At 69.3% G+C, this 25456-nt stretch carries 20 protein-coding genes; 8 read left to right on the top strand and 12 right to left on the bottom strand.

The features are described from left to right. The first annotated feature begins 107 nt into the window (after window positions 1–107). Window positions 108–371 carry a cell division protein CrgA gene (locus ABD208_RS11385; protein ID WP_344102748.1) on the top strand — a complete coding sequence of 88 codons (264 nt, stop codon included), beginning with the start codon at window positions 108–110 and terminating at the stop codon, window positions 369–371. Between the two features lie 146 nt (window positions 372–517). Here ABD208_RS11385 and ABD208_RS11380 read toward each other — a convergent pair whose 3' ends face one another. Continuing rightward, the gene (locus tag ABD208_RS11380; protein ID WP_344102746.1) at window positions 518–1192 is read right to left on the bottom strand and encodes a rhomboid family intramembrane serine protease; all 675 of its coding nucleotides are present in this window, start codon (window positions 1190–1192) and stop codon (window positions 518–520) included. Window positions 1193–1414: 222 nt separating this feature from the next. Continuing rightward, a complete protein-coding gene (locus ABD208_RS11375) occupies window positions 1415–1957 on the bottom strand; it encodes a peptidylprolyl isomerase (protein ID WP_344102744.1) in 543 nt (180 codons plus the stop codon). Window positions 1958–2075: 118 nt separating this feature from the next. Between ABD208_RS11375 and ABD208_RS11370 the strand changes: the two genes are divergently transcribed. The 3 genes from ABD208_RS11370 to ABD208_RS11360 all read left to right on the top strand — a co-directional run bounded on the left by ABD208_RS11370 (window position 2076) and on the right by ABD208_RS11360 (window position 7697). Then, window positions 2076–3227, top strand: coding sequence for a hypothetical protein (locus ABD208_RS11370; RefSeq protein WP_344102742.1), 1152 nt, complete (start codon window positions 2076–2078; stop codon window positions 3225–3227). Between the two features lie 235 nt (window positions 3228–3462). After that, window positions 3463–5148: an FAD-dependent oxidoreductase gene (locus ABD208_RS11365; protein ID WP_344102738.1), complete on the top strand. Its 1686-nt coding sequence runs from the start codon at window positions 3463–3465 to the stop codon at window positions 5146–5148. 218 nt (window positions 5149–5366) lie between these two features. After that, complete coding sequence (locus ABD208_RS11360; protein ID WP_344102736.1) at window positions 5367–7697, top strand: fibronectin type III domain-containing protein; 2331 nt, start codon at window positions 5367–5369, stop codon at window positions 7695–7697. A gap of 1325 nt (window positions 7698–9022) precedes the next feature. Here the strand turns inward: ABD208_RS11360 and ABD208_RS11355 are convergent. The 3 genes from ABD208_RS11355 to ABD208_RS11345 all read right to left on the bottom strand — a co-directional run bounded on the left by ABD208_RS11355 (window position 9023) and on the right by ABD208_RS11345 (window position 11850). Then, window positions 9023–9865: a F510_1955 family glycosylhydrolase gene (locus ABD208_RS11355; protein WP_344102734.1), complete on the bottom strand. Its 843-nt coding sequence runs from the start codon at window positions 9863–9865 to the stop codon at window positions 9023–9025. Between the two features lie 81 nt (window positions 9866–9946). Further along, a complete protein-coding gene (locus ABD208_RS11350) occupies window positions 9947–11341 on the bottom strand; it encodes a copper resistance CopC/CopD family protein (protein ID WP_344102732.1) in 1395 nt (464 codons plus the stop codon). An 86-nt stretch (window positions 11342–11427) separates the two neighbouring features. Beyond that, the gene (locus ABD208_RS11345) at window positions 11428–11850 is read right to left on the bottom strand and encodes a hypothetical protein (protein WP_344102730.1); all 423 of its coding nucleotides are present in this window, start codon (window positions 11848–11850) and stop codon (window positions 11428–11430) included. 83 nt (window positions 11851–11933) lie between these two features. Between ABD208_RS11345 and ABD208_RS11340 the strand changes: the two genes are divergently transcribed. The 4 genes from ABD208_RS11340 (at window position 11934) to ABD208_RS11325 (ending at window position 17147) form a co-directional block, all read left to right on the top strand. Next, complete coding sequence (locus ABD208_RS11340) at window positions 11934–13073, top strand: sensor histidine kinase (protein ID WP_344102727.1); 1140 nt, start codon at window positions 11934–11936, stop codon at window positions 13071–13073. Window positions 13074–13522: 449 nt separating this feature from the next. Then, window positions 13523–14104 (top strand): DUF305 domain-containing protein, encoded by a 582-nt coding sequence (locus ABD208_RS11335; protein WP_344102725.1) that lies wholly within the window; start codon window positions 13523–13525, stop codon window positions 14102–14104. A 644-nt stretch (window positions 14105–14748) separates the two neighbouring features. Further along, window positions 14749–15852: a PLP-dependent cysteine synthase family protein gene (locus ABD208_RS11330; protein WP_344102723.1), complete on the top strand. Its 1104-nt coding sequence runs from the start codon at window positions 14749–14751 to the stop codon at window positions 15850–15852. After that, on the top strand, window positions 15849–17147 hold the full coding sequence (locus tag ABD208_RS11325; protein ID WP_344102720.1) for an MFS transporter: 1299 nt from the start codon (window positions 15849–15851) through the stop codon (window positions 17145–17147). The genes ABD208_RS11330 and ABD208_RS11325 overlap by 4 nt, the downstream gene beginning before the upstream one ends. A gap of 75 nt (window positions 17148–17222) precedes the next feature. Here the strand turns inward: ABD208_RS11325 and mobF are convergent, their stop codons facing one another. From mobF to ABD208_RS11290, 7 genes are all read right to left on the bottom strand, one after another. Then, complete coding sequence (gene mobF, locus ABD208_RS11320) at window positions 17223–20744, bottom strand: MobF family relaxase (RefSeq protein ID WP_344102718.1); 3522 nt, start codon at window positions 20742–20744, stop codon at window positions 17223–17225. 198 nt (window positions 20745–20942) lie between these two features. Further along, the gene (locus tag ABD208_RS11315) at window positions 20943–21317 is read right to left on the bottom strand and encodes a DUF1349 domain-containing protein (RefSeq protein ID WP_344102715.1); all 375 of its coding nucleotides are present in this window, start codon (window positions 21315–21317) and stop codon (window positions 20943–20945) included. Window positions 21318–21343: 26 nt separating this feature from the next. After that, a complete protein-coding gene (locus tag ABD208_RS11310) occupies window positions 21344–22213 on the bottom strand; it encodes an HAD family hydrolase (RefSeq protein WP_344102713.1) in 870 nt (289 codons plus the stop codon). A 49-nt stretch (window positions 22214–22262) separates the two neighbouring features. After that, window positions 22263–22601, bottom strand: coding sequence for a hypothetical protein (locus ABD208_RS11305; protein ID WP_344102710.1), 339 nt, complete (start codon window positions 22599–22601; stop codon window positions 22263–22265). A 104-nt stretch (window positions 22602–22705) separates the two neighbouring features. Next, window positions 22706–23212, bottom strand: a complete 507-nt coding sequence (locus ABD208_RS11300) for a helix-turn-helix transcriptional regulator (RefSeq protein WP_344102708.1) — start codon at window positions 23210–23212, stop codon at window positions 22706–22708. A gap of 109 nt (window positions 23213–23321) precedes the next feature. Next, window positions 23322–24548 carry a helix-turn-helix domain-containing protein gene (locus ABD208_RS11295; protein ID WP_344102706.1) on the bottom strand — a complete coding sequence of 409 codons (1227 nt, stop codon included), beginning with the start codon at window positions 24546–24548 and terminating at the stop codon, window positions 23322–23324. 58 nt (window positions 24549–24606) lie between these two features. Further along, window positions 24607–25428: an alpha/beta hydrolase gene (locus ABD208_RS11290; protein ID WP_344102704.1), complete on the bottom strand. Its 822-nt coding sequence runs from the start codon at window positions 25426–25428 to the stop codon at window positions 24607–24609. Window positions 25429–25456 lie beyond the last annotated feature (28 nt).

Here is a 25456-nt window from a genome sequence, read left to right as displayed (position 1 = left end):
CCGTTTGCCTGACTCGGCCACTACGCTAGTCCACGAGACTGACAACGTCCGGACTTCCCGCGCTGGCGCGGGCGGTCCGGTACCCGCCCGGACAGGAGCCCACGAGCGTGCCCGAGTCGAAATCGCGCAAGAAGAAGGCCGTCGCCAAGCCCGCCGGCGACACACCGGTGGCGGCGAAGCCGGAGGGGAACCCCCGCTGGCTCGCACCGGTCATGGTCGGGCTCATGGTCCTCGGGCTCGCCTGGATCGTCACGTTCTACCTGACGAGCGCGGATCTGGGCCTGCCGATCCCGCAGATCGGGAACTGGAACCTCGCCATCGGGTTCGGCCTGATCATCGCCGGGTTCGGCCTCACGACCCGCTGGCGCTGACGCGCCGCGAGGCCCTTCGGGCCGCCCCGGCAGACTTTCCACAGCTGTGGGTAAAGCTGTGGAAAAGTCCCGAGGTCGGCGTTGTGGTGCGGTTTCTGGAGCAGGGACGACGACGCCGGCCGATCGCGGGCACCCGAAGGACGCGGTCACCAGAGGCCGACACCCAGGTACCTCACGGTGGCGGCGATCACGAGGAGAGCCAGCGCGCCCACCGGTGCCGCCACGCCCACGAGCGCCTGGGCGCGCCTGGGGGCAAAGGCGAACGCAGCGCCGACCGCGAGCCCTGTGACGAGGCCCCCGAGGTGCCCCTGCCACGACACGCTCGGGACCACGAAGCCGATCACCGCGTTGATCCCGATCAGCACCCACATCTGCATCGCGTTGCGACCCATCCGCTTCAGCACGGGGATCGCCGCGCCGAACAGGCCGAAGACCATGCCTGATGCGCCCACGACGGGTGTGCCCCAGCCGCTTTGGGGGTCGGCCGGCGAGCCCGCGAGCAGCAGCACCGCCACCGAACCGCCGACCGCCGCCGCGAGGCAGAGCCCCGCGAAGCGCGCGCGCCCGAGGAGCGGCTCGAGGAACTGGCCCATCATCCACAGCGCGTACATGTTGAACAGCAGGTGCAGCGGGCTGGGTGCCGCGTGGACGATCGCGGCCGTGACGAATCGCCACGGTTCGAAGGCACCGGCGTACGGCTGGAAGGCGAGAAGCCCGGTCCACCCGAGCCCGGGGATCAGCTGGAGCAACCAGCTCACCACGCACACGCCGATGATCCCGAAGGTGATGACGGGCCGCCCGGTGGTGACCGTGCCGCCCATCACCGTCGTCTGGCGCGGCGCCGTCCTCGCGGCTTTCTTCACGCAGTCCACACACTGGATGCCGACGGCGGCGGGCCGCTGGCATTCCGGGCACGCCGGACGCCCGCAGCGCTGGCACCTGACGTAGGACACCCGGTCGGTGTGCCGGGGACAGACCGGCGGACCGGCCTGTGCGTGGGGGGATGCGCTTGCCTCGTCGTCGGTGATGACCCGGCCCTCCGGTCAGTCCTCGATGGTCACGCGCGTGATCGTGATGTCGTCGACCGGCCGGTCACCGGGACGGGTCGGCGTCTTGCCGATGGCGTCGACCACGGCACGCGACGCGTCGTCGGCCACCTTGCCGAAGATGGTGTGCTTGCCGTTCAGCCAGGGCGTCTCGGCGGTGCTGATGAAGAACTGCGAGCCGTTGGTGCCTTCCGGCTCGCCGGTGACGGGGTTGCGGCGCTTGCCGGCGTTGGCCATCGCGAGCAGGTACTTCTCGTTGAACTCGAACATCTCGGGGTGGATCTCGTCGTCGAACGTGTACCCGGGGCCGCCCGTGCCCGTACCGAGGGGGCAGCCGCCCTGGATCATGAAGTCGTCGATGACCCGGTGGAAGATCAGCCCGTCGTAGAACGGCTCCTTGCGCTCCTCGCCCGTGCGCGGGTCCGTCCAGGTCTTCTCACCACGTGCGAGTTCGACGAAGTTGCCGACCGTCTTGGGAGCGTGGTTCGGGAAGAGCTCAAGACGGATGTCGCCGGCGGTCGTGTGCAGGGTTGCGAACATGTACCCAATCTTTCCACGTCGCGCGAGCGCTCGGCCTCGCCACACCGAGCAGGCAATGGCAGAGTGGGTGGTGCATGCCAGATTGTCTCATCGGCCGACACCCGGGGGGTTCCATTCCATGGGACACAAGATCACCGTCGACCAGGTCGACAAGGAGAAGCTGAAGCAGCAGGCGGCCGCCGCCGCCGCGTTGCTGAGCGAGCGTGGCGCGAGGGCCGCCCAGCAGGCGGGCACGCTCGCCGGGCAGGCCAAGGAACAAGCGCTCCATGCCAAGGACTGGGCGCAGCCGCGGGTCGAGGAGTTCCGCCACTGGGCGGGGCCCCGCGCGGAGAAGGCCTGGCGTGACGGCCTTCAGGCCGCCGCGCCCCGGGTCCAGCAGGCTGCCGCGAAGGCCGCGCCGCTCATCGACACCGCCCACCACAAGCTCGTCGACGACCTGCTCCCGCGGGCCGTCGCTGCGGCCAACGCCGCCGCCGCGCACGCGGCGGACGCACAGCGCGCGGCAGCGGAGGCGGCCGCGCCGCCCCTGAAGGGCAAGGCCGCGCGCGCCGCGCGCAAGGCGGCCGAGCTCGCCGAGAAGCACGCCTCCAAGGCAGCGGCCGCGGCCGCGAAGCAGGCGGCCAGGGAGGCCAGGTCGGGCTCGGCCGGGAAGCGCTGGGTCTGGGCCGCCGTCGGGGTCGGAGCCGTCGCCGCGGGCTACGTGTTCTGGAAGCGGGCGCAGCCGCAGAGCGACCCGTGGGCGGAGCCGTGGGAGCAGGCGTCGTCGGCCGACTACTCGGGCGGCACCACGACGGACGCCCGGCACAAGATGAGCGCGGCGGCGAGCAGCGTGAGCGAGAGGGCCGGCGCCGCGGTGTCCAAGGGCCGTGAGGTCGCGGGCACCGTCGGCCAGAAGGCGTCGGTCGCGGCGGGCAAGGCGACCGAGGCGGCCCGCACCGCCGCCGGGAAGGCCACCGAGGCCGCCCGCGTGGGTGCGCAGAAGGTGACCGAGGCGGCACCGTGGACCTCGCCGTCGGCCGGGAACGCGGCGGCGGGCACGACGAGTCAGGTGGCCGGCGCGACCGCCGTCGACGACACGCTGTCGCCGAACGGCACGTTCCCGTCGGAGCCGAGCGCGGTTTCCTCGGAGAAGACCCCGGTCGGGGCCACGCCGCAGTCCGCGGAGCCGACGACGGCGGAACCGCTCCGCCCGTCCGCCCCGGAGGACGACGACGCCTACGCGTACGACGACCTCGCCGACCCGGAGAAGCCGACCGACAAGCCGGCCTGACGACGGGCGACACATCCCCAGGCCCTCGAGCAGGGCGTGGGACGGCCCTCGCGGGCCCCGGATATCCGGGGCCCGCGAGGGCCGTTTCGTGTCCGGCACCCGGTTCGTCGTCGTCGGACAGGGCGCCCGCCAGGTGACTTGCGAGCCATATCGATGACTGTCAAAATAGAAGAGATTCGATGCAGTGCGCTCGAACGCCCCGTCCCTCACCGAGCCCGCAGAGCAGAGGAACCCGATGAGCACCTCGTCGCCATTCAAGATCGTCGTCGTCGGGTCGGTCGCGGCCGGCACCTCCGCCGCCGCGAAGGCTCGCCGCAACACCGAGACCGCCCGGATCACCGTCTACGAGCGCGATCACGACATCTCCTACTCCGGCTGCGGCCTGCCGTACTTCGTGGGCGGTGAGGTCGAGACGATCGACCAGCTCACGCCGCGTGACGCCGCCTGGTTCAAGGCCCGCTACGACGTCGACGTCCGCACCGGGCACGAGGTCACGGCGGTGGACGCCGCGGCCCGCACGGTCACCGTCCGCGACCTGGCGACCGGGTCCACGTCCGAGGACACCTACGACGAGCTGATCCTGGCCACCGGTGTCCGCAGCGTGGTCCCGCCGCTGCCCGGCGTGGACCTGCCGGGAGTGTTCACCGTGCGCAACCCGTCCGACGCCCGCGGGATCCGCGAGTGGCTGGAGGCCCGCGAGGTGCGGCGCGCCGTCGTCGTCGGCGCCGGATACATCGGGCTGGAGATGACCGAGCAGCTCACCCGGCGCGGCATCGAGGTGACCGTCGTCGAGGCGCTCGAGCACGCCATGCCGCGCATGGACGCGGACATGTCCGCGCGCGTCGACGCCGAACTGCGCCGGCACGGCGTCGGCCTGCGCCTCGCGGCGCGCGTCGGCGCGATCGAGGGGGACGACGACGCCGTGACCGGCGTGCGCGTCGGTTCACCCGACGACGGCGAGACCCTGCCGGCCGACCTCGTGATCGTCTCGGTGGGCGTGCGACCCAACCTGGAGCTCGCGCAGCAGGCCGGTGCGACGATCGGGCCGACGGGAGCGATCGCCGTCGACCGGCAGGGACGAACCAGCGTCGAGCACGTGTGGGCGGTGGGGGACGTGGCGGAGTCGTTCGACCTCGTCACGGGCGAGCCCGCCTGGGTGCCGCTGGGCTCCACGGCGAACAAGACCGGCCGCATCACCGGGGACGCGATCACGGGTGGCACGCTGGAGCACCGCGGGATTCTCGGCACGTCGATCGTGCGGGTCTTCGACCTGGCCGTGGCCCGGACCGGGCTGACGGAGGACCTGGCGCGCGCGGCGGGGTACGACGTCGAGGTGCTGCACAACATCAAGCCCGACCGGCCGGAGTACCTCGGCGGGAAGGCGCTGCTGATCAAGGCCGTGGCCGACCGCGCGTCGGGCAGGCTGCTGGGTGCGCAGGCGATCGGCGCCTCCGGCGCCGACAAGCGGATCGACGTGCTCGCCACCGCGATCACCTACAGGGCCGACGTCGCCGACCTGTTCCACCTGGACCTGGCGTATTCCCCCACCTACGCCACGACCAAGGACCCGGTGCACTACACGGGCATGGCGCTCGACAACGCGATCCGCGGGCGCGCACGGCTGATCACGCCCGCGGAACTGGAGCGGCTCCGGGGCGATGGCGAGAAGGTGCAGGTCGTGGACGTCCGGTCGGCCAAGGATCGCGCGAAGGGGTTCGTCGACGGGTCGGTGCACATCCCCCTGGCGGAACTGCGGGCGCGGGCCGGTGAGCTGGACCCGGCCGCCTTCACGGTGACGTACTGCAACAAGGGCGTGACCGGCAACGCGGGGCAGAACGTCCTGCGCAACCTGGGTTTCGAGAAGGTCTACAACTTGTCGGGCGGCAACAAGAACTACCAGTCCTGGGTGGGGAATCGGTAGTCGACATCCCAGGCAATATCAAGGAGTTGCCAGCTTTGATCCATGTCGGGCGCAAGGCAGCGGCGTCGACCCGAAAACACACGCTGAACAGCTTGTTTCACCCGGTCGATCCGCGCTGAACCGCCAGTTCAGCGGATAGTGTTCCGTCTGAATTCCTCGCGCTGGTCCCGGACGTACCTCCGCCGGCGCTGAGACGGAACCGAAAGGCAACCCCCTCGATGCCCCAGATCTTCTTGGCGCGCACGCGCCGCCGAGCCCTGCGATGGACCGCCGGGCTCGCGATCACGGCGCTTGCCGGCACCACCCTTGTCGTCGCAGGTGCGCCTGCTGCCTCGGCCTACATCCGGACGAGCCTGCCCTCCGAAGTTTTCGCCACCGCGGAAGCGCTCCCTGATGGGGCCATTACCCGAGTCGAGCTGACCGGGAAGCTCATCGCGCTGGAGGTTGCCGTCGATGGGCTGCCGTCCCAGGTGTGGACCCTCGACCGCAGTACCGCAGAAGCCGCATGGCACCAGATCGACGGCATGGAAGCGCTGCAGGACGCCGAAGGGGGCACCGTCCGCGGAACGATGACGAATGGCGCCCACGTGGTTCTGCGCGCCTCCGACGGCGCCTACCGCGCCATCCCAAGTTCCTACCAGCTGGACCCCAGCGGCACTCGTGTGAGCTTCAGAGCAGGCACGTCTGTCACGATCCAGGACGCAATCTCGGGAACCGTGGTCGCAAGTGTTCCGCTCGGATCAGCAGCGACCAACTACACCGGGCACCGACTCTCGGGCTCGCTGATCACTGCGGTCGACGGCTACAACCTGCGCTACATCAGCGTTCCGACAGGCGCGGTCCGCATGACCACGCGTACAGGCTGCGGCGACCCCGAGTGGGATCCGGCAGCGCCAGGGAAGTCCGCTGGCTACGACGGCCGATTCGCACTCGTGATGTGCTGGGAGGGCTTGTACTCCATCCACGACAGCGCTGGTGTCTACTACTCGAAGTCGGTCGACAAGGATTTCGGCAGCTTTACGTGGTCGCTCAGCGACGGCATGCTCATCGGTGTCTCGACTAGTAGCCCTGGTGACCCGGCTCGGCCGCTCGTGTTCAATCCATGGACGAATGTGGTCGCGAAAGTCCCAGGAGCCCCGGCGTCGCTGGCGACCTTTGACACAGACGGAAACGCCGCAGTGTTCGCCTCCAACGGCGAGTTGCACTCCGTCGATCTCACACCGGTCACATCAGAGGTCCTCGACTCGCCGCCGGACTCGGCCGCGCCGTGGCCAGTCCTGGACCTTGCGACATGGTCTGCCACCCGGACGTACACGGTGCGCTTCAAAGCCTTCGACGATGACCAGCCGGGCGATGAATTCATGGCCTCTGGTGTGGCCCGCATCGAGGCCCGGCACCGGAGCCGTCCGCGCGGAGCGGAGAATTTCGGAGCCTGGAGCTCGCCGATCGTCGTCGGCTCGAGCCGAGACGCTACCGCTTCTGCCGGCTCCCGCACCTGCTGGCAGACCCGTGCCACCGACAAGGCCGGAAACCTCAGTGCCTGGACCCCCGAGCAATGCGTGCAGATCGACGGCACGGCCCCGTCGGTTACCTCTCGCAGCTTGCCCAGCTCGACCAAGGTGACAGGCACGACGACTGATGTGACCTTCCGGTGGTACGGAAGCGACAACGGCAGGATCGGGAACTACACGATCCGCCGCCGGGCGACGCCACGCGGGCAGTCCACGGGCGAGTGGACCTACGAGAACGTGGGGACCGCGACCTCGTTCACCAGGTCCTGGTACAGGTCCAGGACCGTGTGCTTCCAGGTGAAGGCCAGTGACAAGGCCGGAAACGTGTCCGACTGGTCCAAGACCCGGTGCACCTACGTGGACGGGATCAAGCCCAAGGTATCCAGCGCCTCGGTGAAGCGGTGGATGGGCACCTGGCCGGACTGGAAGTCTGGCCTCGTCCAGTGGTACCCGACGTTCCGCTACTCCGGGACCGACGACAAGAGTGTCTACCGCTACCAGCGGGAGGTGAGGGGGACACGGGAAGGCGCCGACCTGGGCACGCCGTCGAGGAGCGACTGGCTGACCAGCACCTCGACCAAGTTCGTGCTGAATCCTGTGGACCAGGAGTGTGCCCGCGTCCGGATCAAGGACCGCGCCGGCAACGTGAGCGACTGGTCTCGATGGAAGTGCTCCAACGCGCCCGCGGACTGGCGGTTCGGCATGGACTGGGGACTCGCCACGTATGCACGTGACCTCGGGCTGCCCGTCAGCTACGGAGACGCGCTCATGGTCACCGGCTACCACAGCTCGGGCCCGACCCAGACCGAGAGGTCCTTCCACGTCAACGCCGTCCGCCTGAACATGGTCACGGGGCCCACAATGGGCTCGGTCCATGTCTACGTCGGCGACACACGGCTGGGCACGGTCAACTCGCACCGGGCCACCTGGGGCATGCGGAACATCACCCTGGAGAGTTCAAGGGAACTCACGGGCCGGGTCCGCCTGGTGGCGGCCTCCGGCATGACGGCAACGAGCCACCTCTACGTGATCCGCTGAGCAATTTCGACGCGAAGGGACCTGCGGCAAAACGCTCGCCGCAGGTCCCTTCGTCGTAGCTCGGAGTGGCGAACCGTTCGCGGCCGTCTCGCCACCCTGCTGTCCGACCGGGTGCTGGAGGCCGTCCTCACGACCCGGCGGGCGGAGCGGCTGCAGCTACATGTCCGACGGCGGCCCGGGCCGGGTCCCACGGTCCGCCGTGCGGTACATGAAAGGCCGCTGACCTGCGGGTCAGCGGCCTTCACCAGGTGGAGCCAAGGGGACTCGAACCCCTAACCCCCTGCTGGTGGAGCGGGTCTTCGCGCTCGCTCGGAAGGCTGTTCTCGCCGGGCGCTTGTGCGCCCTGTTCATGCCGCGAGAACGGCTGGATTCCGCCGTTCTCGCCTCGTTCGGGTCCAGCGTCCCACGGGCGGGTATCGGTGGGCAACCGTGGGCGTCCGTGGTCGTTGCAACCGTGTCAGACCGCGTGTCAGGGGTGGCAATCGTGTCAGGAACCGTGTCACGACTCGAACCGCAATCTGGGCCTCTGACCCAAGCGGGTGGCCTGGCCCGGTGCGGCGCGACGGATCACCGGCGAGGGTCCTGGTCCAGATCCTCGACGGCGGGGTGAGCCGATCGGGTCCGGCCTCCCGGAAGGCGTGGAACATGTACTCGCCGAGTTGCCGCCAGGCGAGGGGCGCCGTGCGCTTGCGTGCCGCGCAGAAGTCCGCGCGTGGCGTGCTGGAGCAGGTAGAGGTTGCTGTGGTCGATGTCCGGGCGAACCACTCCGGCCTCGTGAGCGCGGTTTACGAGCTGGACCAAGGCACGGAAGGAGGTCCTGTGAACGACCGGCTGGAACTGACCCCCGGCAACGGCGTGGTGCAGATTCTGCCATGGCGCGAGCATGCCAGCGCGGTGCTGTGGGCAGGGCTGGGACGAGGCGACCGCGCGCTGGACCGTGGATCCCGGAACACACTGGCTGGAGTGCGGTGCGTCGTCACGAGACATCCGGCAGGCTGTCGTCGTCGAACATCCGGGAACGGCCGAGAACCCGTCGCTCACCCGGCGTTCCACGCTCGCGAAATGACTGGAACATCCAGCGGATCCGAGCCCCTCGCCAGGCGGTTCGGCCCGACCGGGCCGTTCCAAAGTGATGGGAGGTTGATCATGTGGGTTCGGTGCGCCGAATCGTTGGAATTTCGGGGTTTCTAACTAACTTAGGGGCGGCGTGCCTGCTGCGTGCCGCTCCGGACCGGCCCCAGCGCGCAACGAGGCTCGAAATCCATGACCCCTGCGGGCGGAGCGGATCTTCCTGGTCGTTCGGGAGGCTATTCTCACGGAAGTCGCTACCCCAGTTCGGAGAAGGTGGTGCCTTCATCCTTGGACCGCATGACCTTGCCGACCGCGGCGGCGTAGATCTCCGAGGCGGAGATCGCGGTCAGGGCCTCGGGGTGTCCGGGTAGCCGGCCGCGTTCGGTCCATTCGCCGGCCGGGTCCTCGGCCAGGTAAACAGCGCCCTCGGGGGTGACGCCCACCACGGTGCCGTCATCGGCCCAGCTCACCAGGACCAGCAGAGGCGCGTCCGACAGGACCTCGAAGGTCCGGCCGCTGTCGGTGCTGCGGGCCAGGCCGCCCTGCGTGGTGGCGATCAGGGCATCGGGCGATCCGGGGTCGACGGCGAAGTCCGCCATCAAGGTGCGGGTGAGTTCCTCCCAGTTCTCCTGGTCCTCGCTGACCAACAGTTGTCCCGTCATCGAGTTCAGCCCGTACACCCGGTCGTGCCGGTACTCCAGGGCGTGGAAGTCCGCCCCGCCGCCGAGCGACACCTCGCTCCAGGTCTCGCCGGCGTCGGTGCTCTCGATCAGCCCGACCGAGCCCGGCCCGCCCTGCCCCTCGCCCGGATGACCGCTGGCCAGGAAGTGTCCTGGTCCAGCGACGGTGAATCCCATGAAGTCCTGGCCGTGCCCGCCCACGAGTTCCGGTCCGTCGTCGTCCACGCGAAACAAGCCATGGTGAGTGCCGACGTACACATCCCCGTCCGCGGGGTCGACGTCGATCCCGTGAATGTGCTCCATCCTCGGCGCCTGCTTGGTGCCGGAGGGCGCGGCGTCGCCGCTCGTGCATCCAGCCAGGACCAGGAGTGCGAGATGCAGCGAGGTGAGAGCGAGTGTCGGCTTCGGCAGGGACATGGTCGGGCCTCTCGATCGGTGGACGGACGCGACATTCCTGTCATCTGGGCCGGGCCCCGCGGGAACTCCGGCGAGAACGCTCTATGCGTTCGTCGACGCGCCGACGAGCCAGCCGGTGAGGAGGACGACGGCGATCATGAGCGCGATCTCGGGTGCCGCACTTCGGCGGAGTGGTCCTGGTGAGGATCGTCCGTGGCGACGACTGGCTGTGGAGGTGAGATGCGGGATGGTGTGGAAGTGGTTGTAGGCGCCGATGAGCCCGACGGCGACGACAACGGCGGTCTTGCCGAGCAGGGCCAGGCCCCAGTCGGTCGTCCAGAGCTGATCAGGACGTTCGAGGATGGTGAGAGCCAGCGCGATCCCCGCGACGGCGACCGCAGCGAGCGATGCCGCGGCGACGACGGAGAACCGCGCCGCCACGAGAACGGTGTCGGCGCGGCGATCATCCTGCAGGTGCCGGTGCAGCACGACGGTGAGCGCGACCAAGCCACCGACCCAGGTTGCTGCGGCGGCCAGGTGGATGATGTCGGCGGTCAGGACCAGCCAGCGGGGCTCCATCATGTTGCTGTGACCATCCAGGACGAACCCGGCTCCGGCTACGACGACGCCCGCGAGGGCGGCTGCGGATCCCCGGATCGTGCGGCCGGTCCCGGCCAGGACGGTGATTGCGCCGACCGCCTGGAGCCCGGCGACCCATCCGGCGGCCCCTGTGAGCGCGTCACCTATGGCGTCGGGGGATGCTGCAGCGACGAGGTCTCCGTGAGTGAGGGTGGCGGACTGCGCGGCGACTCGTAGCGCCGTACCGACAAGCACGAGCGCCCCGGACCACCGGACTGTTCGCAGGACCGCCGTCTCGTCGTTGCCGTCACGTCCGCGCAGCACGAGCCCGGCGAAGGCCAGGCCGCCTGCGGCCACGAGCCATCCCCACATCATGACCGCGCTGCCGAACCGGCCGCTCGCGTCGATGATGGGCGGTGGTTCGTGGTCCGGCTCCATCGAGGACATGTCGTGGCCGGCGTGGGGCGACGGCGAGTTGTCCTGCTCCTGTTCCGGGTCCTGTGCAGGTTCCTTGGTGGGCTTCTCGGAGACACGGTCCGTTCGTCCCTCGACGGTGAACTCGAAATTCCCGTCAATCGTGTGGCCGTCCTGCGCGGCGACCGTCCACGAGACCGTGTAATGGCCACCGGTCAGCGGCGCCGCAGGCTTCGCCGTCACGGAGGTGCCGTCCTGCGCCCGGACGACTGCGGCGCCCACGGCGCCCTCGGGGCCGTGAATCTCCACGGCGTCGCCGACCGGCGTGACGGGGAGACTGAACGTGAGGATCACGGCCGAGACGGGTCTGGCTGACATCGACCCGTCGCCGGGTGACGTCGTCGTGAGCTTGGTGTGCGCCGCGGCGGGTGGCGCCGTGCAGATGGCGATCAGCGCCACTGTCAGCAGGGCGCGAGTGAGCCTGGCTATGAAGGTAGAGTTCATGCGTCGGGGTTCTTCCGCGTCGTCGGTGAGCATGCGTGGTGGTGCCCCGAATGCCGCTGGGCGTCCGGGGCGCCGTCGACGCATGGCTACGTGCGGCTGATACCGAGGGCGTGCAGGCTCGGACGCCTGGCTGAGACTGTCGTGGATGCGAGCGACGCCCGGTGAGGAAGGCCGACGCCAGGGGGCTGGATCGAGATCGTGGCCGGTGGGAGCAGCGGCACCGTAGCTGCCGTCAGCGTGAGGCAGGGTGTGTCGGTCTCGCAGCATTCACAGGCATCGGGATGCTCATGGTTCGCCGAGCTGTAGGCCGGGTCAAGACTGTCGGTCTCGCCTTCGGCTTGCACCGCGGTCGACGCCGTGGCGACGACGTCGTGTGAGTGCATGGCGAACGCCCCGTACAGCGCGTGCATCGACAACAGGCCGCTGACGACGGAACTGATCAGGAGCGCGCCGAGCGCTCCTCGCCGGGCGGCGAGGAGAATCGAGCGGACCGTGGCGATCACCGACATGACCCACGCAGCCTAGCCGCTCGGGTGTGAGCGTCGCCCGCGGGTTGGTGACGCGCGGTCGATTCATGGGATCCCATGAGCCCATGCAGCTTTCCGGATTCGGTGCGCGGCTGGTGACGGCAATGGCCCTGGTGGTCATGGTGAGCGGCGCCGCCGCCTGGCTCGTCGCACGGGTCGTCGGCCCGGGCATTTTCCGTAGCTACATGACACGTGCCGAGCATGAGCCGGGCAGCATGGCCGATCATGCGGTCCAGGCGTTCATGTCGGCGGGAACGCTCACGCTCGCGGTAGCGCTCGGCGTGTCCGTCGCGACGTCACTGGCCATCGGGGCTGTGATGTCCCGCCGGGTGGGAAAATCGCTCCGGAACATGGCCCGCGTGGCCGGTCAGGTCGCCACCGGGCGGTTCTCGGTGCGGGTGCGGTCTCCGCGGGTCGGCAGCGAGTTCGACGAGTTGGCCGCCGCGATCAACGCGATGGCCGAGCGGCTGGGCGAGAACGAGTCGATGCGACGGCAGTTGACGGCCGATGTCACGCACGAGCTACGCACCCCGGTGGCCACGATATCGGCCTACCTCGACGCGATAGACGACGGCGTGGAACAGTTGGGGCCGGAGACGATCGAGGTGCTGCGTGCTCAGGCATCTCGTCTGACGCGCCTGGTGGAGGATCTTTCGGCCGTCGCCCGGGCGGAGTCGGGTACGACGGTCCTCGATCTGACGCCAGTTCACCCGGGTGAGCTGGTGGAACTCGCGGCGCACGCGGCCCGTGCCGGCTTCTCGGCGCGATCGGTGCGACTGACCACCGCTGTCCAGCAGCGGCTTGGCACGATCGCGGTGGACCGGGACCGGATGGGACAGGTACTCGGGAACCTGCTCGACAACGCTCTGCGGCACACACCAGCGGGAGGCGAGGTGCGGTTGACAGCCGAGCGCCACGGGACGGGCGTGCGGTTCATGGTGGTCGACACGGGTGAGGGCATCGCGGCCGAGCACCTGCCGCACCTGTTCGAGCGGTTCTACCGGGCCGATGCCGCCCGCGACCGCGGCCACGGGGGCTCGGGTATCGGTCTGGCCATCGTCCGGGCCCTCGTGATGGCGCACGGGGGTGCCATCAGCGCGCACAGTGAAGGCCCCGGCCGGGGCGCGACGTTCGTCGTGGACCTCCCACCGACAGGTGCCACACGGGCCTGGCCGACGATCAACCGGTTGCGGCCGCCGACCTGACCGGACGCCCGGCAGGCGGACACCGCACCGCGAGTCACGGGACGTCACTGGTCAGACCGCCTGCCGAGGTTAGGCACCGAGGGCGAGCCCAGATCGAGAACGATCACGTCCGGATCGAGTTGGCGCAGGACGTCGACCGCCTCCGAGCCGTCGTGCCCCAGCCGGGTCCGGAACCCGCCAGAAACACGCGCCGACAAGACGGACAAGTAAGACCACGTCGTCGACGACGGCGGCGCCGCAGGGCACTCAGGACGCCGGCTCCCGTCAATTGTCCGCAGTCGCGACGGCGATCAGCACGGTCAGACGGCCGCACCGGGGTCTTCATCGAAGCTTGATCGAGCAGCGACAGCATGCACGGTGTTGACGTTCCAGACTGATGTGGAGCGTCCGGCGGCCGTCGCGGCGCGCCCCGCCGAGCGTGGGGAATCGATCGAGAGGAAGATCAAGTGATGTCACGTCGCCGAGTCCTGGTTACCGCCGCCGTCACGCTCCTGGCCGGGGCGAGTCTCGCCGCGTGCTCGGGTGGCGACGACGGTGGGAAGGCGTCCGCCGATCACAACGCGGCCGACACCGAGTTCGCGCAGATGATGATCGTCCACCACGAGGGCGCCGTCGAGATGGCCGGCCTGGCCTCCGAGAAGGCGACCGACCCCGAGGTCAAGGCACTGGCCGGGCGGATCGCGGGCGCGCAGCAGCCGGAGATCGACACCATGACCGGCTGGCTCGAGGCGTGGGGCGAGGAGACTGACGCCGCGGGCACGGAGATGGAGGGCATGGACCACTCCGGAATGGACATGGAGGGCATGAGCCAGGAGGAAGCGATGGCTTCCCTGAGCGAGCTCTCGGGCGCGGAGTTCGACATGGAGTTCCTGCACCTGATGATCGCCCACCACGAGGGCGCCGTGGAGATGTCCGAGACCGAACTGGCCGACGGCCAGAACCCGGAGGCCAAGGAACTCGCGCAGACCATCATCGACGCCCAGACCGCCGAGATCGCGGAGATGGAAGAGCTCATGGGCGGCGCCATGTGACCTGACGGTCAACCGGCATGGCGTGTCCGCACCCGAGGAGCGGTCACGCCATGCCGGACTCTTTGCTCATCGTGAGCACTCGGGGGGATCTTGCTGTCTACTGAGGACGTGCTCCGGCATGCCCGGCCACGCTTTGTCGGGCCGCACCGCTCAACCTATGTCTTCGCGTTGCTCTGCGCAGCGCTCGTCGTTGTGGTCTCGTGGTGCGGCGTCGGTCACGTGCCGGTCGGAGGGCACTCTTACGAGGCCGACCCGGCGCCGGCGGCTCGCGACACGTCGGCGGCCGCGACGTCAGCTGGCGACGGCGAACCGCTTCACGGGCCCCATCAGCACACCGGTGGTGAATGGTGCTCACCGGAAGCCCTCGTACCTGCGTCCGCCAGCGATGCCGGTCACCCCTTCACCTCGTCGCCAGCGCCAGCAGGCATCGCCGCCCTTGTCCGGCTGCCGTCGGCACGCCGCCTTTCCCGGCCTTCCCGGCCGGTTCGGTCAGGGAGGGCTGCTCTGGCCATCACGTCGAGGTGGCGCATCTAGAAATCGCACTCGCAACCGAACGTCCGGTTGCCGCGTACGGCCCCACAGGCCGCCGCGCGAGATGACGACGCACCACGCACTCATCGAGCGACGACGAAAGTGATGCACACATGAACAGCACCGCGACCAACAACCCCGTCATGCCCATAGGCGCCGGGATCTCGAACCTGGTGGGGAACACACCGCTGCTGCGGGTTTCGGAGCCGCTGGCTCCGGCCGGCAGGGGGTTCTGGGCAAAGCTAGAGGGCTTCAACCCCGGAGGTATCAAGGACCGGCCGGGCCTCTACATGGTCGAGAGGGCCCGTGCCCGGGGAGACCTGCGCCCCGGCGGCCAGATCATCGAGTCCACCAGCGGAACGCTCGGGCTGGGGCTCGCGCTGGCCGGGACCGTCCACGGTCACCCTGTCACCCTCGTGACCGACCCCGGCCTGGAGCCGTCCATGACCCGCCTGCTGAGCGTGTACGGCGCAGAGGTCGACATGGTCTCCGAGCCGCACGAAACCGGCGGCTGGCAGCAAGCGCGCCGGGACCGCGTCACCGAACTCCTACGCGAACATCCTGGTTCCTGGTCTCCGGACCAGTACAACAACCCCGACAACGTCGCCGCGTACACACCGCTGGCTCTGGAGCTTGCCTCCCAGATGGGCCACATCGACGTCCTGGTCTGCAGCGTCGGTACGGGAGGCCACTCCGCGGGGGTGGGGCGGGTTCTCCGGCAGCTCTACCCTGACATCCGGATCGTGGGGGTCGACACGATCGGATCCACGATCTTCGGGCAGCCCGCACGCCCCAGGCTGATGCGCGGTCTCGGGTCCAGCATCTACCCGCGGAACGTCGCGTACGAGAGCTTCACCGAGGTCCACTGGGTCGCCCCGCACGAAGCGGTGTGGGCCTGCCGTCAGCTGGCTGCCTCGCACTACGCGACCGGTGGCTGGAGTGTCGGCGCGGTCGCCCTCGTCGCGGGGTGGCTGGCCCGGACGGAGTCGGCGGACACCCGGATCGCGACGATCTTCCCGGACGGACCACAGCGCTACCTGGGCACCGTGTACGACGACGAGTACTGCCGCCGGAACGGCCTGCTCGACATCCAGCCGCCGGAGGAGCCAGAAGTCGTGGCTCGGGCTGAGGAGAAGGAGGTCCTGGGATGGACCCGCTGTACCGAGGTGGTCGACCCCCTCGCTCGGCGCGACGACGACCGAAAGGGCTCCCGGTGACGGGCACGTTCGCACAGTTCCGCACCTATGAGCGCAGCGTTCAGCTCCTGATGGTGAACCAGTTCACCATCAACCTCGGGTTCTACATGCTCATGCCGTACCTGGCCGCCCACCTCGCGGGCACGGTGGGGCTCGCCGCCTGGCTGGTGGGCCTGGTACTAGGTGTGCGGAACTTCAGCCAGCAGGGCATGTTCTTGGTCGGGGGCATGCTCGCCGACCGGTTCGGGTACAAGCCGTTGATCGTGGCGGGCTGCACTCTGCGCACGGCCGGTTTCGCGACGCTGGGGCTCGTGGATTCCGTGCCTGCGCTCATCGCCGCGTCCGCCGCGACAGGACTCGCGGGGGCGCTGTTCAACCCGGCCGTCCGGGCCTACCTGGCGCTGGACGCCGGAGAGCGCAGGGTGGAGGCATTCGCACTGTTCAACGTCTTCTACCAGGCCGGAATCCTGCTCGGCCCACTGGTCGGCATGGTGCTGACCGGGGTCAGCTTCCGCGTCACCTGCCTGACCGCCGCCGGCATCTTCGCGGTGCTCTCCGTCGTGCAGGTGCGTGCCCTGCCCACACGTCGCCGGGACGGCGACGACACGCACCGTGCTGACAGCGACGCAGCACCTCGATGGATCGGCATCCTGACCAACCGGTCGTTCCTGCTGTTCTCGACCGCCATGATCGGCTCGTACGTGCTGACGTTCCAGGTCTACCTCGCGCTGCCCCTGGAGGTTCGTCGTCTCGGCGGGGACGGCCTCGGCGGTACTGCGGCGGTCGCACTGTTGTTCGGGGTGTCCGGTCTCAGCACGATCCTCCTGCAGTCGCGGGTCACGGCGTGGTGCAAGCAACGGTACGAACCGGGCCAGGCGCTGGTCCGAGGTCTCCTGGTCATGGGGCTGGCGTTCGTACCCCTGTTGGCGGCCACCGCCGTGCATCCTCCGGAAGGAGGGCTGGGCCGATGGCTGCTGGCTGCGGTACCTCCGACGGCTTCCGCCCTGCTGCTGGCAGTCGGAACCATGATCGCCTACCCCTTCGAGATGGACACGATCGTCCGGCTCAGCGGTGACAAGCTCGTCGCCACCCACTACGGGCTGTACAACACGATCTGCGGGATCGGAATCACCCTCGGGAACCTGGGCACCGGGGCGGCGCTGGACGCGGCACGGGACGCAGGACTGCCCGCCGTGCCGTGGATCGCGCTCCTGACACTCGGAGCGGGCTGCGCGGCCGCGGTTCACGGTCTGCATCGCACAGGTCGCCTCGCCACGCCTGCGCCGGCCCACGAGCATTCGCCCGCGGCAGTGTGACGAGGGCGCCACGAGGTACGCCGCTACGAGTGGCGTACCTCGTGGCGTTGTCCTCAGCCATTCCCATGCTGCGGCTCACAGCCCGATGCCGTCTCCGCGGGCCGGCTCCGCGACGCCGAACCCCACCGATGGCATATCAGGTGGCGATGTCGTAGTGGCGTGGAGCGCCGCCGCTGCACGCGCCTGGTCCGCGGCTTGGGCGGTCGTCGCCACAAGTCCCGTTCCGATCGGAATCGCGCCCGTGATGCCGTATCGGTCGCGGTAGGCGGCAATGGTCCTGGCGGCGGCGTGCCAGGCGTGACGGCCATGCGGATGGGTGGGTTTGGGTCCAAGTCTCGCGAGCCACGGCTCGCCATCCCGCTGGGCGCGAGTAACGAGGTGGTCTGACCGTTCTTCGATCCGCCGTTCGCGTTCTTGGAGCGCCTGCTCGTACTCGGCGGGTATGGGTCCGGTCGCGCGGGGAATGAGGCCGGCCACCCGCGCTGGCTGACGAGCGAAGTGCGAGGTCAGCCCGTTGGAGTGTCGTGGTCTGACGGTGGCGTGGACGAGCCGGTGGTGCAGTACCGCGGCTGGGTCGTCGGTGTCATCCAGGCTCCGTTGCGTGATCAGTGCGGGCATGACGGTTTCGAGGGTGTAGCCGTCAGCTTCGGCGCGGCGTAGTTCGGCGGTGAGTGCTCCGAAGGCAGGCGCGGTGGCGACCCGCTGTACCTCGCTGGGGGTGAGGCCGGAGTCGTGCAGTAGCCGTGTCCAGCGATCGTGTTGGGCGGCGGCGGCCAGGGTCTCGTATTCGGCTGCGAGTTGCGCGATCGACTCGTAGCGTTCGCGCTCGTCGCGGCGGGTCTGGGTGGCGGCCTTCTCGGTTCCGCTGGTGTTGAGGATCGCCGCGAGGATGGCGCGGGCGCTTGGTTCCTGGTAGTCGTCGGGGGTGATGTCGGCGCTGGTGTCGGTGGCGACGTACACGGTGTTGTTCTCCCGGCCGCGGGTCAGGCCCACGTACAGGTGCTCGCGAGTCATGCCGGGGGCGGCGAGCAGGTGTGCGGTGTCGACGGTGATGCCTTGGGTGCGGTGGGTGGTGATCGCGTATCCGAGGTCGAGGTGTTCGGCCGCGTAGGCGGCGGGCAGGGTGATTGTCCGGCCGTGTGGCGCTCCGGTCTGTCGGACGACGACGGCGCCGTCGTCCCGGACTTGGGCGACAGTCCACCGGCTGCCGTTGCGGACCCAGGCGCCGCTGCGCGTGCGTAGCCGCCGATCGTTGCGACGGGTAATCACCACGTCGCCGGCCGAGGCTTCGAGCCCGTCCGCGAGACGGACAGCTCGTCCCGGGTCGGTGTCGCCGCTCTGGAGGCGTTCTGCGCGTGCTCGCTCGTTCAGGACACGGACGGTCTCGCGATCGCTGGCGACCAGGACGGAGGCCTTGCCCTGGGTGAGGTCGTGGTGCCAGGCGTCGTAGGCGGCTTCGATCATCTGGTCGGTGTCGCCGTCGTGGACCCGGTCGTGGGCGAGGTAGGTGCCGATGGCTTCGGGGCGGCCGTGTCTGAGGGCGAGGGAGGCTCGTTTCTCCCATTCGTTGGTGAACCGGTGCACCTCTGCCAGTTCCGGGGCGCCGTCGTCGGCGGCGCGTTCGGCGGTCAGGAGGGCGAAGGCACCGCCGGCCTGGACTGCCTGGAGTTGGGCGGGGTCCCCGACCAGCAGTACCTTGGCTCCGGCTGCGGCGGCGTGGGCGGTGATCCGGTCCAGGGTGAGCGTGCCGGCCAGGGTGGCCTCGTCCACGATGACGAGCTGCCCCTGTGTGAATCGGGTTCGGCCTCGGAAGAGTTCGTGGAGCCACTTGGCGGTGTTCTCGCACCCGATTCCCAGGTCATCGGCGAGCACCTCGGCGGCGACGGCGGACGGCGCGAGCCCGACCACGGCGCCGCGCCCGTGCTGGCGTTCCCAGGCGGCTCGTAGGGTGCGCATCGTGGTGGTCTTCCCGGCTCCGGCCGGGCCTACCAGCAGGTCGATCTGCCTGCCAGAGGCCGCGATGCGCGCAACAGCTTCGGCCTGCCCCGGCGATACAGCATGCACCGGGCGACCACCTCGCGCGATTCCGTCGCGGGCCTTGGTTGCCTGGACGACGGCCGGGAGGTCCAGTCTCGGTGCCGTGCGTGTGCCAGCTCGCTTGAGGAGGCGTTCTTCGGCGTCCAGGAGTGTCTGGGAGGTGAAGACCGCCGAGTCCTTGGGGCGCAGGACGCTGGTGCCATCCGCGCGGAGGAACGCGGCCGGGGTGGCGGCGATGTCCGGCGGGGTCAGCCGGACCGAGCCTTCCAGGGCGCGGTCGGTGATCGCCATCGTGACCGCGAGCCGGTCTTCGGTGCTGGCGAAGCGCCAGCCCTTGGTCTGCCGGGCAACCTCAGCCACGACGTTCCAACGGCGCCAGGTGGACTTCTTGTCCCCCACCACGATCAGCACGGTCGCGGCGACGTCGGCGATGACGTCCTGAGGAACGTCTGCGGCCTGGAGGGTCCGTGCGTGGCTGTGGGAGGTGATGCGGCGCGCCCAGGCGGCCGGGTCTCGGCCCAGGATCCGACCCGCACGGTGTCGCCAGTGAGCCGTCAGGTCTGCCAGGGAGTGCTGTGTCTTGTCGGGGCGCGTTTCCAGGGTGGCTTGGGCGCGGTACTTCACGATCTGCTTGCGGGTCGGCGCGCGGCCGTGCTTGGCGCGGTGCTCGGTGATGAGTTCGTCGGTGCGGGCGTCGATCTGTCCGGTCCGGCTCGAGAACGACTCGACCAGTTCCTGCGGCACGCCGACGATCGCCCAGGCCGGGTTCCGGTCGGTCCCGCGGCTGCGCGGTTCCCATTCGACACCGAGGATGCGGGTCAGGTGATCGGCCACGATCGCTTCGTGCAGTTCGGACAGGGCCACGGTCGCGTCGTAGAAGCCGCGAGCGTCCAAGGACCTCCACCGCCCGTCGAGCACGGTCTTGACCTTGTTCGAGATCACGACGTGGGTGTGCAGGTGCGGATCGTTCGCCCGGGAGTCCCAGTGATCGAACGCCATCGCGATCAGACCGGTGACCGGGACCTGGGCGACCGCGCCGCCCTCGCCGGCCCGGTTGATGGCGTTGCCCGCGACCTTGGCGCCGACCCTCGTGGCGGCGAGTTCGCGTTCCATGAGCGCGAAGACCTCGTCAATCGCGGTGTGATGGGCAGCCGCGATCTGCTCCTGCAGATCCGCATCGGCAACCGCCCACAGGACCGATGCGGATTTGGGCAGGGAGAACGTGAAGTCGTAGCCCGCCACCGCCGTCTTACCCGCACCCGGCTCGTAGGCCGGATAGGCGCGCCCGAGCTTGTCGCCAGTAATCGGATCCAGACCCTTACCCGCCAGCAGCGCCATCTGGAGCTCGGTGACGATGTCCCCCACCTGGAGGCGACCCTGCGCGTCGGAACCGAGATCGGCGACCCCGGAGCCCATCCACCGGCCCGGTGGGGTGCCGGTCTCGGTGTAGTAGCGGGTCAGCGGGGTACTCATCGGCCGGTCGGCGTCCGCGGCGGCGACCGACTTCATGAAGTACCTGTAGCCGTCCCCGGCCGACATCTTGTTCATCGACACCGTCATCCGATGCGCACCTCCCACCAGGGAGGAGTGCAGCGTTTACCGAGCCGTCACCTCGATCTGCAAGAGGCGTGAACAGTGGGAGTGCGGTTGGGATGAGGGATGAGGGATGAGGGATGAGGGATGAGGGATGAGGGATGAGGGATGAGGGATGAGGGATGAGGGATGAGGGGCTGCTATGTTGCAGGACTGGCGGTGTGCTTAGGCGCCTGCGTCACGGGGCGGTTCGAGCGTCAGCGTCAGTTCGAACCATGGCGTCGTGACGGTGGCGGGCAATTGGATCCGGCGCCAGGCAGCGCGGCGTCGTTGGTCGGTGGTCGGGATGGTGAATCCGGCGTTCTGTGCTGCCTGAGCAACCAGTGACATGCGCAGGCCGATGCCGGCCGGCAACTCGCAGATTCGCGCCAGGACTGGCTGCTGTCCGATCAGGCCCCATAGTTCGCAGCGGTCGAGCTGGACGCCTTCGCCGTGACGTACCCAGATCCGCGGCGCGGACTCGGGAATCGGGAGGCCAGAGGTGGCGATGCGCAGCTGCTCGTTCAGGTCGCCGACCTGCCGTGCCTGAGCACGAGACATCTGCACTGGACGATCTCGCCGGACGCTCATCGGGCTCTCGGCCGGGTCGGGAGGGACTCGGTCAGCAGCGGCCGGGTGCTGAGGGTCAGCGAGTCGAGGAAGGTAGCGGCGCCCTGCAGGTCCAGGGGCGGCACAATGACGTCGGCGAGATCCTTCACCTCGTCGGCGGCATCGTCGAGGACTGCCGCATGGCGCACCTGTGTCAAGAGCGGTGTGTCGTCGACCTGGCTGCCGATCGCCGCGGTGTCCTGGTGCGGGATTCCCCACTTCATGCGAAGGGCCTCCGCCGCGCCCGCGGTACTCACGGCCGCACCGACGATGTCGACCATGTCGGCGCCCACCGCACGGGTGGTGACGCCGGCGGCGGCGATCTCGGGGAGCAGCGCCACGATCCCTTCGGCATGGACCGCCGCGCGGGTCACGGGCGTGTCCCACAGCCGCTTCTCGTTCCGTACGCGCATCTGCCGTCCGGTCAGCAGGCCGGGCTCGAAGACATGGTTGACCCACCAGCCCTTGCCCGGTTCCTCGATCGCCATCCGCACTTCGGGGTAGGCGGCCATCGCGACGACGAATGCGCTCTTCGGATCGAAGACGCGCGGCTCGTCCACCATGACGAACGGCCGCCGCCCGCTCCCTGTGAACTCTGCGGTTACCGCACCCCGCGACGCGATGAAGGCATCACCCCTGCCCAGTCGGAGCTGCTCACCGACCGGCAGGGTTCCCGCGACGGGCCGATCGGACGTGAGCACTACCTTGATCCCCCGGGCCCGAGCGCCGGCGATCGCGCGCCGGGTGAGATCCGGGACCAGGTTGCCGCAGTCGGGCACGATCACGCCGTCGATGTTGACGAACACGACCCTGACGGGGCGGCCGGGCGAGCCGAGATGGTTCAGCATGACGTTGCTCCGATCGATCGAGTCCGGTGGAATTTCAGGGGAGGCCGGGTCATCCCGTCGGCTCCTGGATGATGTTTGCGGCGAGGCTGTTGGCCATCGCCGCGAGGAATTCGGGCGTGGGTTCGACCTTGACGAGGCATCGGATCGGTACGACGCCGGTGCGCCAGTGCCAGCCGTGCCAGGCCCAGCGTCGGTCGGTGCAGCGGGTCAGGTGGAGGTCGGCGGCGAGGGTTCGGCCGCTGGTCATGTCGGCGACGGCGATGTGGACCTGGACGCCTCGTATCCAGCGTCCGTCCCCGGTCCAGCCTGCGATGGCTCGGATGTCGATCTGGGTCACGTCGATCTGCGCCCGGGTGACGTGTCCGACGATCTGGTGGACCTCGGTCATGCTGACGGTTGAGGTCGTCGCCGTCGGTCGTGGCCACGCGCCGGACGTCGCGCCGCGACCGGGTTCGAGTGCGGGTGCTGCGTTGGGGTTGTCGCTGGGCGTGGTCATCGTTCCGCCCTCCGGTCACCAGGGCTGGCCGACGGGGAGGGCCCCACCGAATTGGTGGGTTCCCCACTCGATGCGGCCAGGTCCCGGGTACTCCGCGCGGTTTCGACGTCGGCTCCGAGCAGGGCGAGCAGGGCGTCGATCGGGATGTTCAGGGCGTTGGCGATCCGGGGCCGCACCCACAGGCTCGGGGTCGTCTCCCCGGATTCCCAGCGGGCGACGGTGGTGCGGTGTACTCCGGTCTCGAACGCGAGCGCTTCCTGCGTCTTGCAGACCTCACGGCGACGTCGGGCGAGCGCAACACGTCGGGTAGCGGCTGGCGCCACGGGCTCAGGTCCGGACCCGTCGCGTGGGGCCTCTCCCAAGTGCGCCGCATATCCGTAGGCGTTCCCGCTCAGGACGACGTCGCCGACGGCGTGTTCGCTGTCCTCCGCGACTCGGCCGACCGGGACGTCGGGGCGTTCGATGTCGTTCTGGTGGAGCGTCGCTGCGGCCTGTACTGCCATGCGTTCCCCCTTGAAGGATGGTTTCCGACGAAACCAGCCTCGGGGAGACGCAAGGGCTGAAGTACCCCACGCCGGGGTACTTCAGAGTGGACAGTGCGGTTGACAGCGGTCAGGCGGGCTCGGTGGTGGCCGATCCCATCCAGGCCGCCAGGGCGCGGACTTCTTCGCCGGCCTTGCGGTGTTGGCCTGCCAGGACGCGCACGGCTTCACGGGCCATGGGGTGGTAGCGCGTCTGCTGGGGTGCGACCGTCCGCGCGGCTTGCAGGGCGTTGAGTGCGGCGTCGCGGTCGCCGACGGCGATGAAGGCGCGGGCGGCGTCGATGAGGTGGTGTCCGCGGCGGGTACGTGGCATCGAGGCGGGCAGGTTGAGGGTCTTGGCTCGCTCGGCGGCGGCCTCGGGATGCTTGAGTTCGATCTGCGCGGCGATCTCGTGGACCGTGGTGTTCACGGGGCCGAAGGTCAAGTGGTAATGGACGCGGTCGACACCGTCGGGTACGAGGGTGGCGAGCTGGCGGGCGGCGTCGAGGTAGTGGGTGGTGGCGTTCTCGTCGCGGGCGCGGGATGCCTGGGTGACCTGGCGCAGGCGGATGCTGCCCAGCAGGGTGACGGCGGCCGCGGACGGGTCGGTTCCGACGTCGGCGCTGAGCTGCTCGTAGGCCCGTTCGAGGACGAGCAGGCCGGTGTCGTAGTCCTTGGCGACCTGGAACCCGTTGGCGCGGGTCCACCGCGACAGGCCGATCGACAGCGGGTCGTCGGCCAGCGTGGATGCCCAGTGGAGCCGGTCTTCCAGGAGGGATGCGAGGTCGACGTATCCCAGCCGGTACGCGAGGCAGTACGCCATGTAGTAGCAGGACGCCAAGAGCCGGGCGGCGCGGCGCCGGAGCTTGCCGTCGAGCTGGTGCACGCACGCGGTGAGTTCCTCCAGGAGCGCCGGGAGCATCTCACCCAGAGCCGTATACCGGGCTGCCGCGCGATACACGGCGGCCTGGTCGACGTCGCGGGCGATCAGGTCCAGCGGCCGTGGTTGCTGGCGCCATTGTGGCGGCAGGTCGTAGGCCCGGGCGATCGCGCGGATCGCGGCGATCGGGGCGTGGACGCGGGCGTCGGCGCGTTCCTTGCCGCGGTACGGCTGCCCGGTGAGTTCCTCGACGCTGACCGCGAGGGTACGGGCGACGGTATTGAGGAATCCGTAGGTCGGGAGTCGTTCGCCCTGTTCTACCTTGCGGATCGCACCGAGCGATAGGTGCGTGTGCTCGGCGAACTCGCGCTGGGTGTAGCCGGCGAGCTTGCGGTAGGTCGCGATGCGCGACCCGGTCGTCTCATCGCTGCCGGTCATTCCGGACTCCCTCCGCGAGTGGACATGTCACAGCGTAGCGACGGCCAAGCGCCGTCGGTCAGGGCTTCTTGGAGACCCAGTCGGTGATCGTGTCGATCACCTCTGCCTGCCAGGCCAGCGTCTGCGGCTGGACGTATGCCTTGTCACCGGCGACGGAGAAGCCGTGCCCGGCGCCCGGGATCTCCAGGATGCGGGACTGCTCGTTGAGTTCCTTGATCGCGTCCCTCGATGGGCCGATCGGCACCTGGGTGTCGGCGTCGCCGTGGACCAGGAGGGTCGGCGCGGTCACCTCGCCGAGTGCGGTTTCCGTGCGGAGCCAGAACACCTCGTTCAGGAACGCGCGGCCGTGCCGGAACGACGCCGAATACTGGAGGAATCCGTCGCGAGACAGCAGGTCGGCGTGCTCCTGGTCGAGGTGGTCATCGATCCAGTACGGGCGTCCGTCGATCGTTCGTGCCTTGTAGTCGATCCTCGGGCACAGCATCACCAGCCGCTCCACCTCCGCCGCCCGCTTGGCGGCGTAGTACGCACACACCCCGCCGGAGAACGACTGTCCCACCAGCGACGTCGTCCCCACGCCGGTCTTCGCTCGCAGCACCTCGAAACCCGACCGGAGATCGTTGAGCAGACCCGCAAGCGTGACGTCCTCCTGTGTTCCCTCCGACTCTCCGTGACCGCGCAGGTCGAACCGTAGCGAGGCGATCCCGGCGGCTGCGAGGCCTTCGGCGATCCGGTCGAAGAAGCCCGACTCGTGCCTGGTCACGCCCCGGCCGTGCGCGAGCAGTACTCCGATGCGGGGTTCCTGGTCGGGCACGACGACGTCGCCGACCAGCTTCAACCCGTCCAGCGACCGGAACTCCACGCGGCTCTCCGTCGGCATCCGTCTTCTCCTTCGATCCGGCTTCTTT

The organism is Myceligenerans crystallogenes (genome assembly GCF_039529775.1).
Classification (GTDB): Bacteria; Actinomycetota; Actinomycetes; order Actinomycetales; family Cellulomonadaceae; genus Myceligenerans; species Myceligenerans crystallogenes.
The sequence above is the reverse complement of the archived record's forward strand: the minus strand, read 5'-3'. Positions and strand labels throughout refer to the sequence as shown.